Genomic DNA, 13,720 nt, shown 5'->3' on the forward strand with positions numbered 1-13,720 from the left:
CTATTGGCAGTCATCATCAGGCCGATTGAGGATAAGGACCGTCCTGCCCTTGCCCAGTTGCTGGAAGAGCGGTGGGCGGGTGTCGAAATCCTGCTGGATGGCGTCATGGTTGATGCTTCGGCGTTGCCGGGCTTTCTGGCTGATGATGACGGCCAGCTTGCCGGGGCGGTCACGGTCATCCGCCGTGAGGTGGAGTGGGAAATCTTGACGCTCGATTCTCTCAGCCGCTGGGCCGGGACGGGTACGCAGCTTTTGGACGCAGTGGTCAAGGATGCCAGAGGTCATGGCATCTCCCGCCTCATGGTCCGCACGTCAAACGACAATCTGGATGCTTTCCGCTTCTACCAGCGGCGCGGCTTCCGGCTGGAGCGGATTGTGCAGGGCGTCATTGATGACGAGCGCGAGTTGAAGCCGGAAATCCCGCTGACGGGGAGTACGGCATTCCGCTGCATGACGAAGTGGTGCTGGGCCGCAGCCTTTAGGCTGCGGCAATGTAAGGGTCAGGCCTGCTGCGGCCTGCGGCGCAGATAGACCTTACTTTCAAAGCTGAACACCAATTCGCCGTTCTGGTTTACGCCCTCATTGCGGCCGCGCAGAACGCCCCAGTCCGGACGCTGCGGGATATCATCCTTGGCGATGACGACGCTGGCATAGCTGATGGTGTCGCCAGCGAAGACGGGCTTGATCCATTTGAGGTTCTCAAAGCCTGGCGAGGGGCCTCGCTCCACCGGAGTTTCCCCGCGTGCGATCGTGGCGGCGTCCAGTTCCTGCATGGTCAGGATCAGCCGCCGCATGAAGGCGGAAGCGGTATGCCAGCCGGAAGCGCACAGGCGGCCGAAGTGCGTGGCCGCTGCGCCTTCTTCCGTCAGATGGAAGGGCTGCGGGTCGAACGCGGCGGCAAAGCGGACGATGTCTTCTGCCGTGAAGTGGTGGGAGCCAAGCTCGACGCGCTCGCCAAGCTCCATCTCGTCAAACCAGGTTCTCATGCGCCCGCCTCCGGTGTTTCACGGCAGGTGAAGAGAATGGGGTTTTCAAGCACCATCACCGTGTCTCCGTTCTGGTTGGAGACTGAAAATGCGAAGGTAACGAGCCCAAGGCCGGGGCGTGAGCGCAGGGGGCGGCTGTTCAGCACCTTGGCCTGTGCTGTCAGTATATCGCCCGGATAGACTGGCCTGCGCCATGTGAGCGTATCGACGCCCGGTGCGCCTTGCCCTGCCGAATGAGCGAGCAGCCCGTCGACGAGCATGCGCATGAACATGGATGCGGTGTGCCAGCCCGATGCCGCGAGGCCGCCAAGCAGCGAGGCCTTGCCTGCCTCCTCATCCAGATGGAAAGGTTGAGGGTCGAACTCAGCCGCGAAGGCGATGATTTCGTCCTTCGTGACGGTCTTCGTGCCGAGGGGAATGATCTCGCCGGGCGAGAAATCTTCGAAGTAGCGGTGGGCGGTCATAGCGTTTGTTTTATCTCGCCATGACCGCCCGCGCCAGTGGTTGATGGGGCTCATTCCACTTCAGGCAAACGCTCCTTTTGGCGGAGCCTGCTTGCCTGCGCTGAGATCCTGCATTATGCCGGCACAGTCCTCTCCGGCACGAGGGTCTCAGTCGTAATACATCTCGTTGTCGTCCAGATAGACGTTCGAGGCTTCGCAAATGTCGATGGAGACAGGGTCATCCAGCACTTCGCTGCCGTCCGTTCCAAGCCAGCCCACCTGGAATGTCTGATCGCAGGGGCCGGAGTTGGAGTGGAAAGTGGCACGCACATTGTCGCCTGGTGCCAGACGATTGCTCAGCCAGTTGTCACTCCAGCCGTCACCGCCATTGGTGTAAAAACCAACGACCGTGTTGCTGTCCGTGTTGTTGTAGATCTGGAAATATCCTTCCTGCCCGGTCCCTGCCGCCATCAGCGGTGCGGTTGCAGACAGGGTTGCGGCCAGGGCCGCTGCAAAAAAATTGAAGCTTTTCATCATGCTCCCCACAGAACAGCAGGCAAGTTGCGACTCTTCGCACTCCAGCAGTTCTAGCCGAAAGCAAGAACACCGCCGTGTCAGCGTGTAAAGGTGGCGTCTTGGAATCGATAATCAATGTGTATTGAAATATTGCAATCTTGAAGGGCTGGCGTCCCTGCTGAAATCAGGCGTTGCCGATAAGTACACCAGCCGCAAACACGAGCGATCCCCCGAGAACCACCTGCAGGGCCGCGCGCCAGAAGGGCGTGTCCATGTAGCGGTTCTGAATCCAGGCGATAGCCCACAGTTCAACGAAGACGACGGCAACAGCCAGGCTGGTCGCAGACCAGAAATCCGGAATGAGATAGGGCAGGGCGTGGCCAAGTCCGCCAACCGTTGTCATAATTCCAGAGGCAAGGCCGCGCTTCAGTGGAGACCCGCGGCCGGACAGCACTCCGTCGTCATGGGCAGCTTCTGTGAAGCCCATGGAGATGCCTGCGCCCACGGAGGCGGACAGGCCAACGAGAAAGGTCTGCCAGGTGTCCTGCGTCGCAAATGCGGCTGCAAAGATTGGGGCAAGTGTCGAAACGGAACCATCCATCAGCCCGGCGAGGCCCGGCTGAACATAGGTGAGAATGAACTGCCTGTGGGCTGTCTTGTCTTCCTCAGCCCGAACATCTGCGGGGGTCAGCGCCTCGCTGAGCGCCCCGGCTCGGCTTTCGTGGCCGCGTTCGGCCATGGCGAGGTCGCCAAGGAGCTTGCGGGTGGCCGCGTCGCTGGTGCGCTTTGCAGCCTCCTCATAGAAGCGGGCCGCCTGATCCTCCATCTGCTCCGCCATCGCCCGCACCTTTTCAAGGCCAAGCGGGCGGACCAGCCAGTCCGGCTTGCGGGCGTAATATCCGCGCACATGCTCGCGCCGGATCAACGGTATGCTGTCGCCAAAGCGGTCCTGGAACAGAGCAATCAATTGCTGCCTGTGCCCATTTTCCTCTTCCGCCATGGCATCGAACACGGATGCAGAGGCGGGAAAATCATCCCGCAGCCCGTCGGCATAAGCCTGATAGATCCGGCTGTCGTCCTCTTCAGACGAGATTGCGAGAGCGAGGATTTCCTTTTCCGATAGGCTGGAAAAGTCACGCCGGCCGGAATTCATCAATCTGGACAGCATGTTGCTCTCGCTTTCCTGAACGGGGATCAGGGCGGCAGTCTAACCGCCTTCCGCCCGCACTGACCATAAGGGAAAGCGCGGAGGTAACCCCGTCCGGGCGTGGCATTTGGGCCGGGAGGGGCGTGCTGGCCAAATGGCTGCCTGTTTTTTGAACAGAAGTATCCGTGCGGCCTGTCTTTCTGTTCGCAGTAAAAAACACCGGATCCTGAAATGCCTATTTGTTTTGCTTCTGGCTTGACGTTCGGCAAAAAGTTGCAAGTATCCGCTTCCGTTGATTGAATTATTCTAGAGTTTCTCCCGGTTTCCGATTTGTTAGTTATTTTTAACAGTAATGTATTCCTGACTTCAGGCTCTCTGGGGCTGTGCGGCAGGTAGATATTTAAATGGATCAGTTGATTGCCGATACGGAGCGTGCTCCGGCGCTGTCCGATATCGTAGAGCGGACCTCAGAGGTGCGGGAGCTGACCACAACGAAGGTTGGTCAGATCCGGGATGTAACGGGGAGGCTGCGGATGCTGGCGCTCAATGCCATGATCGAGAGCGCCCGCGCGGGTGATCAGGGCCGCGGCTTTCTGGTGGTAGCGCAAGAAGTGCGCGAGATTTCCACCGCCGTCGAGGGCATTTCCGGCGCGCTGGCCAAGGAGTTGGCCGGTGAAATCGAAGCGCTGGAAACGCTGACGCGGCAGATGGCGCTGCAGGCGCAGGGCTCGCGCCTGACGGATCTTGCACTGAATGCCATCGAGCTGATCGACCGCAATCTTTATGAACGCACCTGCGACGTGCGCTGGTGGGCGACGGATTCCGCTGTGGCTGGTTGCGCGGAAAAGCCCGCGCCGGAGGCTGTTGCCTATGCCTGCGAGCGTCTGGGCGTCATCCTCGGCGCTTACACTGTCTATATGGATCTGTGGCTGTGTGATCTGAATGGCCGTGTCATCGCCAATGGGCGCCCTGACCGCTACAGGGTTATTGGCTCGGATATCTCCTCCCGTGGCTGGTTCAGCAAGGGCAAGGGTCTGCGGTCCGGCGATGACTATGTAGCGGACGAGATCACCCGCGAGCCGCTTCTCGGCAATGCCCAGACGGCGACCTATCTTGCCAGCGTGCGGGAGGGCGGGCGCAGCAATGGCCGCCCACTCGGTATGCTTGCCATTCACTTCGATTGGGAGCCGCAGGCAAAGGCAATCGTTGAAGGTGTGCGTCTGACCCCGCAGGAGCGGGAGCGCTCGCGGGTGATGTTGGTCAGCGGCAATGGCCGCGTGCTGGCCTCATCTGATGGCAAGGGCGTGCTGAGCGAGCAAATCCAGCTGCAGACCGGTGGCCGTGACCTGGGCTTCTATGTGGACCGGGATGGTGCGACCGTCGCCTTCCACAAGACGCCGGGCTACGAGACCTATGCGGGGCTGGGCTGGTACGGCGTCATCCGGCAAAGGCCGTGATTGATCACACGACTTCGACAGTGAACGGTGCAAATCCCTCGACGCTGGCCTCCAGCCTGTCTCCGCGCACTACGGGGCCAACGCCGGAAGGCGTGCCGGTCAGGATCACGTCACCAGCAGCCAGCGTGAAATACTCCGACAGATAGGCGATCATTTCCGGGATCTTCCAGATCATCTGGTTGAGATCGCCGCTTTGCCGAAGCGTGCCGTTGACGGTGAGCGTGATCGCCCCAGCCTGCGGGTGGCCGCAGACGCTTGCCGGGATCACGGGGGCGATGGGCGCAGAATGCTCGAAGGCCTTGGCCGTGTCCCAGGGGCGGCCCATGTCCTTGGCCACTGCCTGAAGGTCGCGGCGGGTCATGTCGAGGGCTACCGCATAGCCGTAGACATGAGACAGCGCGTCCGCCACCGCAATGCCGCTGCCGCCGGACTTCAGCACCACTGCCAGCTCCACCTCATGATGGACATCTGCCGTCTTGCCCGGATAGGGGAAGCGGCCGGAGGCGTCGAGATTGTCCGGGTTCTTCTGGAAGAAGAACGGCGGCTCCTTGTTGGGATCGTGCCCCATCTCCACAGCATGGGCCGCATAGTTGCGGCCGATGCAATAGACCCGGCGCACCGGAAACAGCGCATCAGTGCCTGCCACAGGCAGGGCGGGGATCTTCGGAACGTCGATCACAAAGCTTGTCATGATGCGCTGCTCTTTCTGCGGCTGGCCTCAGGTGTTGAACTTGAACAGCATCACATCGCCGTCCTTGACGATGTACTCCTTGCCTTCGTCACGCGCCTTGCCCGCTTCCTTGGCGCCGACTTCACCACCCAGATTGACGTAGTCGTCAAAGGCGATGGTCTGGGCGCGGATGAAGCCGCGTTCGAAGTCCGAGTGGATGACGCCGGCCGCCTGCGGGGCCTTGGTGCCGCGGGTGATGGTCCAGGCGCGGGTTTCCTTCGGGCCTGCGGTGAAATAGGTGATCAGGCCCAGGAGGTCATAACCAGCGCGGATGAGGCGGTCGAGGCCCGGCTCTTCAAGGCCAAGCGTGTCGAGGAATTCCTTCTGCTCTTCATTGTCGAGCTGGGAGATTTCCGCCTCGATGGCCGCAGAGATGACCACGGAACCGGCGCCTTGTGCCTTCGCCATTTCGGCAACCTTGGCGGACAGCTCGTTGCCGGTGCCGGCCGAGCCTTCTTCAACGTTGCACACGTAGAGAACGGGCTTGGAGGTGAGCAGGTTGAGGCCTTGCAGGATCTTCTCTTCCTCGGCATCGGCCAGCTTCAGCGTGCGCACCGGCTTGCCGTCCTGCAGCAGGGCGAGGGCAGCTTCCATGATCGGGGCGATGGCCTTGGCTTCCTTGTCGCCAACCTGCGCCTTCTTCTTCATGGGGGCAAGGCGGCGCTCAAGGCTTTCCATGTCGGAGACCATCAGCTCGGTCTCGACGGTTTCGGCGTCGGAGATCGGGTCGATCTTGCCTTCCACGTGGGTGATGTCGTCATCAACGAAGCAGCGCAGCACGTGGACGATGGCGTCCACCTCGCGGATGTTGGCCAGGAACTGGTTGCCGAGGCCTTCGCCCTTCGATGCGCCGCGGACGAGACCAGCGATATCCACGAAGGTGATGCGCGTCGGAATGATTTCCTTGCTGCCAGCGACCTTGGCAATCGCCGTCATGCGCGGGTCCGGCACGGCCACTTCGCCGGTGTTCGGCTCGATGGTGCAGAACGGATAGTTGGCGGCCTGAGCCGCAGCCGTGCGTGTGAGCGCGTTGAAGAGCGTGGACTTGCCGACGTTGGGCAGGCCGACGATGCCGCACTGGAAACCCATGGGAGATCGCTTTCGGTTTGATCGAAGATTTGAGCCGCTTCTTGCCCGAGGGGGCGGGCAAGGTCAAGCATTGCGAAGACGGAGGCAGGTCAGTCCTGCCCGCCACTCTTGCCTAGAAGCTTCTTCAGCATCTCTGCCATGGGGCCGGAGGTGGGCAGGGCAGGGGCCTTCGGCTGGCGGGCCTGGCGGATGTGGCTCTGGCCTTTGGGCGCAGGGCGCGGCGCCGGTTTGCCCGCGGCAGCGTCCTCACCGGCTTCCGTTGCCTTGCGCTTTTCCGGGCGCTGCGCCTTTTCCGGCTCCAGTTGCAAGGTCAGCTTGTTGGCAAAGGTGCTGTCCTGGCGTTTGGCCAGCAGTTCCGCATGACCGGCAATGCCCTCAAACAGAAGCTCCAGCCACTCGCCGTCAGCCTTGGCGAAGTCACCCAGCACGTAGTTGGAGACGAGCTTCTTGTCGCCCGGATGGCCGATGCCGAGCCTGAGGCGGCGGTAGGCATCGCCGATGTGGGCAGTGATGGAGCGCAAGCCGTTGTGGCCGCCATGGCCGCCGCCGGTCTTCATGCGGAATTTGGCGGGCGGCAGGTCCAGCTCGTCATAGATGACGAGAATATCCGCCGGCTCCAGCTTGTAGAAGCGCATGGCCTCACCGACGGAACGGCCGGATTCGTTCATGTAGGTCATGGGCTTCAGCAGCATGATCTTCTCACCGCCGATGCTGCCTTCGCTCACCTCGCCCTGAAAGCGGGCACGCCATGGGGAAAAGCCAGAATGGCGGCGGTGGATCTCGTCCAGAGCCATGAAGCCGATGTTGTGCCGGTTGCGGGCATATTGTCCGCCCGGGTTGCCGAGGCCTGCGATGATCTGCATGGCATGTCCGTAGCTGCGCGAACGGGAAAATGCGCCAGCCATTGGGCCGCGCGGTGTCTTCGTCCGCTTACAGCAATGGGCCGCCCCTGTCGAGACGGCCCATCCGACTGCTGCGTCCGTATGCCGCTGTGGTTTCAGTCCGTGCCCGGGGAAGCACGGCCGCTGCCGCCTCAGGTCTTCTCTTCCGTGAGGGCTGTGCGGATGCGGGCCTGTTCGGCGGCCACATGTGGCAGCAGTTCGCTGCCGCCCGAGCCCTGCTTCTCCGTCAGGAACTCGGACATGCGGCGGTCCAGTTCGGTCAGTCTCTCACTGCGGCGGTTCGCGGAGCTCTTTGTCCCGAAGCCGCGCATGGCGAACCAGAAGGTTGGTGAACCGGTGCTCATGCGCGCACCATGCCGTTCCCCCGCGTTTCCTTGCGGAAGAATTCCCGTTCCACCTGTGTGATCTGCTCCTTGAGGCGCAGGCGCAGTTTCTTGAGGGCTGTGAGGCGGATCGTATCGGTATGAGGGCGGCGGGCCTCCCGCTCGATCTTGGCATCGAGAATGGCATGACGAACGCGCAAGGCAACCAGTTTCCGGTGCATGTTTTCCTCCTTTCATTACCCAGCGTCTGTCATATGGAGTGCTTCGCTCGATCATAAAAATACATAGACTGTATGAGTATGATAGATATTATCTATTGCATGCCTTACCGCCCGTCGCACCGTCAGCTTGAGTATCTCGTCGCCGTTGCCGAGCATGGCCACTTTGGCCGTGCGGCACGGGCCTGCCATGTTTCACAGCCCACCTTGTCGGCGCAGCTGAAGCTGCTGGAGGACCGGCTGGGTGTGGTGCTGATTGACCGGGGCAGCGCTGTGGTCCAGCCAACCCCTGCCGGTCATGCGCTGCTTCCTTACGCGAGGACTGTGCTGGAAACGCTGGACGAGTTCGTCCGGGAAGCACAGGCTGCTGACCAGGGGCTGGGAGGTCTGATCCGGCTCGGTGCCGCCCCACGGCGGGGCCGTATCTGCTGCCCGGTGTTATTGAGCTGCTCCAGGAACAGGTGCCAGGTCTGCAGCTTTACATCCGGGAGGAGCGGCCCTCGCTTCTGGAGACCGCCGCAAGGGAGGGGACGGTGGATTGCATCCTGACACCGCAGCCTGTCCGGGAAAGCCGCCTTGTCAGCGAGGATCTTTGTCTGGAACGGATCTATCTGGGTCTTCCCCAGCGCCATGCGCTGGCATCCCGGCCGGTCTTGTCAGTTTCAGACCTGCAAGGCGAGCGCATGCTGACGCTCGGGCGCGGGCACCGGCTCTATGATCAGGTGCAGGCGCTTTGTGTCGCCTCGGGCGCAGTGATGAGCGAGGACTATGAGGGCACCAGCCTCGATGCCTTGCGCCAGATGATCTCCATCGGCATGGGGCTGTCGCTGTTTCCTGCGGCCTATGTGGCTTCCGAGTTCGCCCGTGAGCGGCAGGTGGCGTTGAAGGAGTTGTCTGGCTGGCCCATGCAGCGGCAGATCGTACTTGCATGGCGGGAAGGCTCGCCGCGCCAGGCTCATTTTCAGCGGCTGGCGAAGCTGGCGCGCGAAGGTATTGCCCGGTCCGGCTTTGAGGGCGTCAGCCTGCCGCAGGCTTGAATGCAAAAAGGGACGCGATGCGCCCCTTTTCGCGGAAAAATCCGGCGAGCCCGAAATCAGGCTTCAGCCGAACCTTCTTCTTCTTCGTCCTTCAGGCCAGCCGGAGCGGCGATCGTTGCGACGGTGAAATCGCGGTCGGTGATCGTCGGATGGCAGTTGGCCGGAACGTTGATGGCGGAGATGTGGAGCGACTCGCCGAGCTTGGCGTTCGCCAGGTCCAGCTCCAGGAACTCCGGAATGGCGTTCGCCGGAACGGTCATTTCAACCGTGTGACGGACGATGTTCAGCACGCCGCCGCGCTTGATGCCCGGGCAGGTTTCCTGGTTCAGGAAGTGAACCGGAACGTTGACCACGAGGGTGGTGTTGCCGGACACGCGCAGGAAATCAACGTGGGTCAGCTCGTCGCGGACCGGATGACGCTGGTAGTCCTTGGCGATGACCTGATGCTTCTCGCCGTCCACATCGATGATGGCGATGTGCGTCAGGAAGCCGCCCTTGTGCAGGGCCAGAGTGGTTTCCTTGAGCGGAATGGAAATCGGCAGCGCGGCCTTCTTGTCACCATAGATGACGGCGGGGATGAGACCTTCGCGACGCAATGCACGAGCGGCCCCCTTGCCCACCCGGTTCCGCACAGATGCAGTCAGCTCGTAGCTGGCAGCCATGACAGTACTCCTTCGGATGTAAAAATGGACCGGCGCCTCCCTGACCCATTGGTCAGAGTGACGGGATCGGCCCCTGCGCCGCCTCCAGGGGTGCGGACGCGAGCGGGTCTATAGCCGAAAGGCCGGTAAAGCGCAAGCAATGTGCCCCGGATTGCGGGCGTTTTCAGCCTTTCAGACGCCGGTCCGTGTTTTCCACGAAGGCCGGATCCACCTTGCGGGCGAAGGCATTGCGCCAGCCTTCGGCCAGCACCTCCATGCGTGAAAGCTCTGCCGCTTCCGCCGGATCAAGGCGCGGATTGAAACGGGCGGAGATCAGCCGGCTGAGCGTCCAGTCCGGATGCTGCCGCTCGATCAGGCGGATGCTGCCGCCTGCCGATACGCTGCCCTCTTCCAGAACCCGGTAGTACCAGCCGGTAAAGCCGGTCTTCTGGAAAGCAGGCGCCATGCCGGTCAGGCCGGTGTGCATGTTCAGCTTCCAGCAGGGCTGGCGGCCCTGACAGATCTGCACCGTGGCGCCGTCCATCTTCAGGATGTCACCAAGGCACAGATCTGCTTCTGTCAGTCCCTGGCTTGAGATGTTCTCGCCAAAGCAGCCGGGCTGGAAGAACTCCGCCTGCTCCGGCCATGCACTGGCCCAATGGGGCATGTGATCGGCGGCATAGTGATGCAGTGCCTTTTCAAGCCCGCCATGAACGGCCGTGTCTGCCTGTTCGTCGCCGGAAAGGCCGGTCTTCGACAGCCAAAGGCTTTCCTGCCTTGCCTGCTTTGCGATGGCACTGGGGGCCTTGCCCTCCCAGCGGTCTCTGGCCTTGCCGGTGAAAACGCCAAGAATGGTTGCTTCCAGATGCCGGGTCATATGAAGACTGTTCCGTGTGATTTATTGAGGGGTGACCGTTCTTCGGATTGCGGCGTTTGTCCAGACAAAAAAGGCATCCGCAGCCGGATGCCTTCCTTTGTTTGCGTGAATTGTCCGCTGCCGGCCGAGTGGCGTGGCAGTGTCAGCGCTCTTTCATGCACCCCGGCCCTGTTCATGCACTCTGAGCTGCCTCAGTCCGCAGAACACCAGAGTTGTCATACCCAGCATGTAGCAGACCAGCGGCCACGCCGTTTGTCCGTCAAATAGCAGGACCGCAAGCGTTCCAATGATGCTGACGATGAGGCTCTGGACGCAAAAATACACCGCAACAGCTGACCCGGCCATGTCATCGAACTCTGCCAGCGCTCCGTTGGCGGTGACCGAAACCGTAAACACGATTCCAGCGGCGGCGGTCCACATCGGCAGGATGAAGGTGATGACTGAGGGAGGCCCGGTGACTTCGCCCAGAAGCAGAAGGCAAGCACTCAAGGCTAGGAGCCCCATACCGCGGGCGGTGCAACCCGCAATTCCCCATCTGACGGTGATCACTCTGGAGAATCGGGTTGTTGCGATCATCACAAAGGCAACGCTTGCGAAAGCGGCGCTGAACTCGGCTTCTGAATAACCCGCTCTGCCAATGAGTATGCGTGGTGACGTTGAGAAGAAAACGAAGAATGTCCCCATCGCAGCCGAGAAAGCCAGCGTGTAGACCCGGAATTTAAGGCTGGAAAGGACAGAGAGGATGCTCGGTCTTGCCTGTGCCTGTGCCTGTGCCTGTGCCTGTGCCTGTGCCTGTGGGCCTGTTTCATGCCATCTGTGCCAGGCATGAAGAAACGGAGGCATGGTTAGAGCTGCCAAGGCCAGGAAGATGGCCTGCCAGCCAAACAGGCCATTGAGCAATGTGCCCGCGATCGGCCCAAGGGCCGGAACGAAGGCAAGCATCGAACTGAGGGAGCCGTAGATGACGGCGCCTTCGGGACGGTTGGCATAGACGTCCCGCACAGTGGCGAAGGTTGCAACCAGCATCGCCGATGCACCGGCGGCCTGCAAAAGACGAAAGCTCAGGAATGGGCCTGCCGCCGTTGAAAAGGCCGCGCCGATGGAGGCGATGAAGAAGGCAGATGCACCTGCGAGCAAAACCGGGCGTCTTCCGATTCTGTCGGAGACAGGCCCGAAGATGACCTGCCCGGCACCGAGCAGGACCATGTAAAGGGTGAGAGTGAGCTGAATGACCGATGACGATGTGCCTAGTATCCGGGGCATTGCTGGCACGACAGGAAGATAGATATCCATCGCCAGAGAGGAGAGCATGTCAAAGGGCGCCATCAGCAGCAGTGCTGCCGGCAGTGAATAGGCCCATCTGGGCTGTTTGGAAGACATGAGAAGCTACCGCTCGATTGGAGGAATCGCGCGGCGTCTGCAGCTCGGCAATCAGATCTGGCTGGACTTACAGAACGCCGCAATAACGACAAGGGCTATTGCGGCTTCGAAGGTTGCCGACTTGGCACTTCTCATTCCAGGGTTCCTGCAAAACGGGACTGCTATCTTCCCGGTAGCATTCCGGAGCACTCACTGAGGGCCCCGGATCTGCAAGGTTAGCGGGCGCTTAGTTGAACAGGCTCGAAACCGATTCTTCCAGCGCAGTGCGGTTGATCGCTTCGCCCATCAGAGGGGCGATGGAGATGGCGCGGATGTTGGCGGCGGCCTTGATGGCTGCGGTCGGCTCGATGGAATTGGTGATCACCAGTTCCTTGAGCTTGAAGCCGAGACGCGGGCAACTGCGCCGCCGGACAGAACGCCATGGGTGATGTAGGCCGTCACCGACTTGGCGCCTTTGTTCAGAAGGGCCTCGGCCGCGTTGCACAGGGTGCCGCCGCTGTCGACGATGTCGTCCACAAGGATGCAGTCCATGCCATCGACGGTGCCGATGATATTCATGACTTCCGACTCACCCGGACGGTCACGGCGCTTGTCGACGATGGCGAGCGGCGCATCAATGCGCTTTGCCAGCGCACGGGCGCGCACCACGCCGCCGACGTCCGGCGATACGACCATCACGTTATCCGTGGCGTAACGCTCCTTGATGTCGCGGGTCATGACCGGCGCTGCAAACAGGTTATCGGTCGGGATGTCGAAGAAGCCCTGAATCTGACCGGCGTGCAGGTCGAGGGTCAGGATGCGGTCTGCGCCAGCTTCCGTGATCAGGTTGGCCACCAGCTTGGCGGAAATCGGCGTACGGCCCGAAGCGCGGCGATCCTGGCGGGCATAGCCGAAGTAGGGGATCACTGCGGTGATGCGGCGGGCCGAGGAACGGCGCAGGGCATCAATGATGATCAGCAGTTCCATCAGGTGGTCGTTGGCGGGGTAGCTTGTGGACTGAACCACGAAGACATCCTCACCACGGACGTTTTCCTGAAGCTCGACGAAAATCTCCTGGTCAGCGAAACGCCGCACCTGGCAGGCAGCCAGAGGAACATCCAGATATTTGGAAATTTCTTCGGCAAGCGCGCGATTGGAGTTGCCCGCGACAATTTTCATGGGCGACTGGTCCTTTTGTGCGACGCGGCAACGCCGGACCCGGAGGGCCCCTGCCTCACGTCTTCAGTTACGCGTCCATGTCACGCACCGCCGGTGCGCAGCACCCTGAGCTTTGCTTGTCTCAGGCGGCGGCGTTGTAACAACCCCGCTGCCTTCCGACAACACCACAAAAGGCTGTGGCAGCGCTTTTTTGCTGCGCTGCACCTAAGGTGAATACTTAGACGTGCAATTGACCCCGCAAGGGCTCAATACGTGTTCACCCAGGCCTTCAGTTCCAGCACTGCGCGTGACGCAATTTGCTGCAGCGACGAGGTGCTGACCGACATCCAGGGATCCCCGCTCACGCCGCCAATCGCCTCTGTGCCCGAGATCCGGGTCAGCCGCACGCCATTGGCATCGAAAACGTCAAAGACGAAGAAGACCGAACCGCCAGCAGGCGTGCCGGTGGCGGTCAGGTATCCTTTTACCCGGTAGGTCGGCTTGGCGTCGACGCGGCGCACGAGCTTCAACCGTTCAATGCCCGCCCGTGTGCCGATCTCCTGCGCCAGTTCGTCTGCCGTATTGCCCGGAGCGCCAGTGAAGGGCTCAAACGCAAAGGTTGCCTGATCTGCCGGGACCTTGGGTGCCGGCGTCAGCGTCTGGTTGCCCGGGACGGACGGGGTGACAGTTCTTGGAGTCGGGGCTGTCTGGTTGCAGGCTGCAACGGCGAGAAGGAGAGTCGCGGCGCAAAGCCTCTTGGCCGTGGAGGACATGAGTATCGTCATCTGTTCCCGAATACCGTTTCTGGTGGCGGCGGCCGCAGTCGCCTGAGCGCCG

The 13,720-nt window shown here is 61.4% G+C and carries 17 protein-coding genes and 1 pseudogene; 4 read left to right on the top strand and 14 right to left on the bottom strand.

All coding sequences use genetic code 11. The features are described from left to right. The first annotated feature begins 3 nt into the window (after positions 1 to 3). A complete protein-coding gene (locus ACQB61_RS03800) occupies positions 4 to 531 on the top strand; it encodes an N-acetyltransferase family protein (RefSeq protein WP_430511552.1) in 528 nt (175 codons plus the stop codon). Here ACQB61_RS03800 and ACQB61_RS03805 read toward each other — a convergent pair. From ACQB61_RS03805 to mbfA, 4 genes are all read right to left on the bottom strand, one after another. After that, the gene (locus ACQB61_RS03805; RefSeq protein ID WP_430511553.1) at positions 501 to 986 is read right to left on the bottom strand and encodes a MaoC family dehydratase; all 486 of its coding nucleotides are present in this window, start codon (positions 984 to 986) and stop codon (positions 501 to 503) included. The two genes, ACQB61_RS03800 and ACQB61_RS03805, sit on opposite strands and share 31 nt — an antisense overlap. Then, the gene (locus ACQB61_RS03810; protein ID WP_430511554.1) at positions 983 to 1,450 is read right to left on the bottom strand and encodes a MaoC family dehydratase; all 468 of its coding nucleotides are present in this window, start codon (positions 1,448 to 1,450) and stop codon (positions 983 to 985) included. Before ACQB61_RS03810 ends, ACQB61_RS03805 begins: the two co-directional genes overlap by 4 nt. Before the next feature lie 147 nt (positions 1,451 to 1,597). Further along, on the bottom strand, positions 1,598 to 1,963 hold the full coding sequence (locus ACQB61_RS03815; RefSeq protein ID WP_430511555.1) for a hypothetical protein: 366 nt from the start codon (positions 1,961 to 1,963) through the stop codon (positions 1,598 to 1,600). Positions 1,964 to 2,129: 166 nt separating this feature from the next. Next, entirely contained in the window at positions 2,130 to 3,113 is a 984-nt protein-coding gene (gene mbfA / locus ACQB61_RS03820; RefSeq protein ID WP_430511556.1) for an iron exporter MbfA, read from the bottom strand. 383 nt (positions 3,114 to 3,496) lie between these two features. Here mbfA and ACQB61_RS03825 point away from each other — a divergent pair, with 383 nt between their 5' ends. Next, the gene (locus tag ACQB61_RS03825) at positions 3,497 to 4,549 is read left to right on the top strand and encodes a methyl-accepting chemotaxis protein (protein WP_430511557.1); all 1,053 of its coding nucleotides are present in this window, start codon (positions 3,497 to 3,499) and stop codon (positions 4,547 to 4,549) included. Positions 4,550 to 4,553: 4 nt separating this feature from the next. On the opposite strand, the gene ACQB61_RS03830 is transcribed toward ACQB61_RS03825, so the two are convergent. From ACQB61_RS03830 to ACQB61_RS03850, 5 genes are all read right to left on the bottom strand, one after another. Beyond that, positions 4,554 to 5,240, bottom strand: a complete 687-nt coding sequence (locus tag ACQB61_RS03830) for a fumarylacetoacetate hydrolase family protein (RefSeq protein ID WP_430511558.1) — start codon at positions 5,238 to 5,240, stop codon at positions 4,554 to 4,556. A 27-nt stretch (positions 5,241 to 5,267) separates the two neighbouring features. Further along, entirely contained in the window at positions 5,268 to 6,368 is a 1,101-nt protein-coding gene (gene ychF / locus ACQB61_RS03835) for a redox-regulated ATPase YchF (protein ID WP_430511559.1), read from the bottom strand. A gap of 89 nt (positions 6,369 to 6,457) precedes the next feature. Then, a complete protein-coding gene (pth, locus tag ACQB61_RS03840) occupies positions 6,458 to 7,231 on the bottom strand; it encodes an aminoacyl-tRNA hydrolase (RefSeq protein WP_430511560.1) in 774 nt (257 codons plus the stop codon). 170 nt (positions 7,232 to 7,401) lie between these two features. Beyond that, positions 7,402 to 7,614: a hypothetical protein gene (locus ACQB61_RS03845; RefSeq protein ID WP_430511561.1), complete on the bottom strand. Its 213-nt coding sequence runs from the start codon at positions 7,612 to 7,614 to the stop codon at positions 7,402 to 7,404. Next, a complete protein-coding gene (locus ACQB61_RS03850) occupies positions 7,611 to 7,814 on the bottom strand; it encodes a YdcH family protein (RefSeq protein ID WP_430511562.1) in 204 nt (67 codons plus the stop codon). The genes ACQB61_RS03845 and ACQB61_RS03850 overlap by 4 nt, the downstream gene beginning before the upstream one ends. Positions 7,815 to 7,913: 99 nt before the next feature. On the opposite strand from ACQB61_RS03850, the gene ACQB61_RS03855 reads away from it, so the two are divergent. After that, positions 7,914 to 8,360 (top strand): LysR family transcriptional regulator, encoded by a 447-nt coding sequence (locus ACQB61_RS03855; protein WP_430514282.1) that lies wholly within the window; start codon positions 7,914 to 7,916, stop codon positions 8,358 to 8,360. Then, the gene (locus ACQB61_RS03860; protein ID WP_430511563.1) at positions 8,273 to 8,848 is read left to right on the top strand and encodes a LysR substrate-binding domain-containing protein; all 576 of its coding nucleotides are present in this window, start codon (positions 8,273 to 8,275) and stop codon (positions 8,846 to 8,848) included. Before ACQB61_RS03855 ends, ACQB61_RS03860 begins: the two co-directional genes overlap by 88 nt. A 56-nt stretch (positions 8,849 to 8,904) precedes the next feature. Here ACQB61_RS03860 and ACQB61_RS03865 read toward each other — a convergent pair whose 3' ends face one another. The 5 genes and pseudogenes from ACQB61_RS03865 to ACQB61_RS03885 all read right to left on the bottom strand — a co-directional run bounded on the left by ACQB61_RS03865 (position 8,905) and on the right by ACQB61_RS03885 (position 13,668). Then, positions 8,905 to 9,510: a 50S ribosomal protein L25/general stress protein Ctc gene (locus tag ACQB61_RS03865; RefSeq protein WP_430511564.1), complete on the bottom strand. Its 606-nt coding sequence runs from the start codon at positions 9,508 to 9,510 to the stop codon at positions 8,905 to 8,907. A gap of 163 nt (positions 9,511 to 9,673) precedes the next feature. Then, the gene (locus tag ACQB61_RS03870) at positions 9,674 to 10,366 is read right to left on the bottom strand and encodes an MOSC domain-containing protein (protein WP_430511565.1); all 693 of its coding nucleotides are present in this window, start codon (positions 10,364 to 10,366) and stop codon (positions 9,674 to 9,676) included. A gap of 153 nt (positions 10,367 to 10,519) precedes the next feature. Continuing rightward, positions 10,520 to 11,746, bottom strand: a complete 1,227-nt coding sequence (cml, locus tag ACQB61_RS03875; protein ID WP_430511566.1) for a CmlA/FloR family chloramphenicol efflux MFS transporter — start codon at positions 11,744 to 11,746, stop codon at positions 10,520 to 10,522. Positions 11,747 to 11,972: 226 nt separating this feature from the next. Next, positions 11,973 to 12,904 (bottom strand): annotated as a pseudogene (locus tag ACQB61_RS03880) (ribose-phosphate pyrophosphokinase). Positions 12,905 to 13,149: 245 nt separating this feature from the next. Further along, positions 13,150 to 13,668: a hypothetical protein gene (locus ACQB61_RS03885; protein ID WP_430511567.1), complete on the bottom strand. Its 519-nt coding sequence runs from the start codon at positions 13,666 to 13,668 to the stop codon at positions 13,150 to 13,152. Positions 13,669 to 13,720 lie beyond the last annotated feature (52 nt).

It is taken from the genome of Pannonibacter phragmitetus (genome assembly GCF_050510895.1).
Classification (GTDB): domain Bacteria; phylum Pseudomonadota; class Alphaproteobacteria; order Rhizobiales; family Stappiaceae; genus Pannonibacter; species Pannonibacter phragmitetus_B.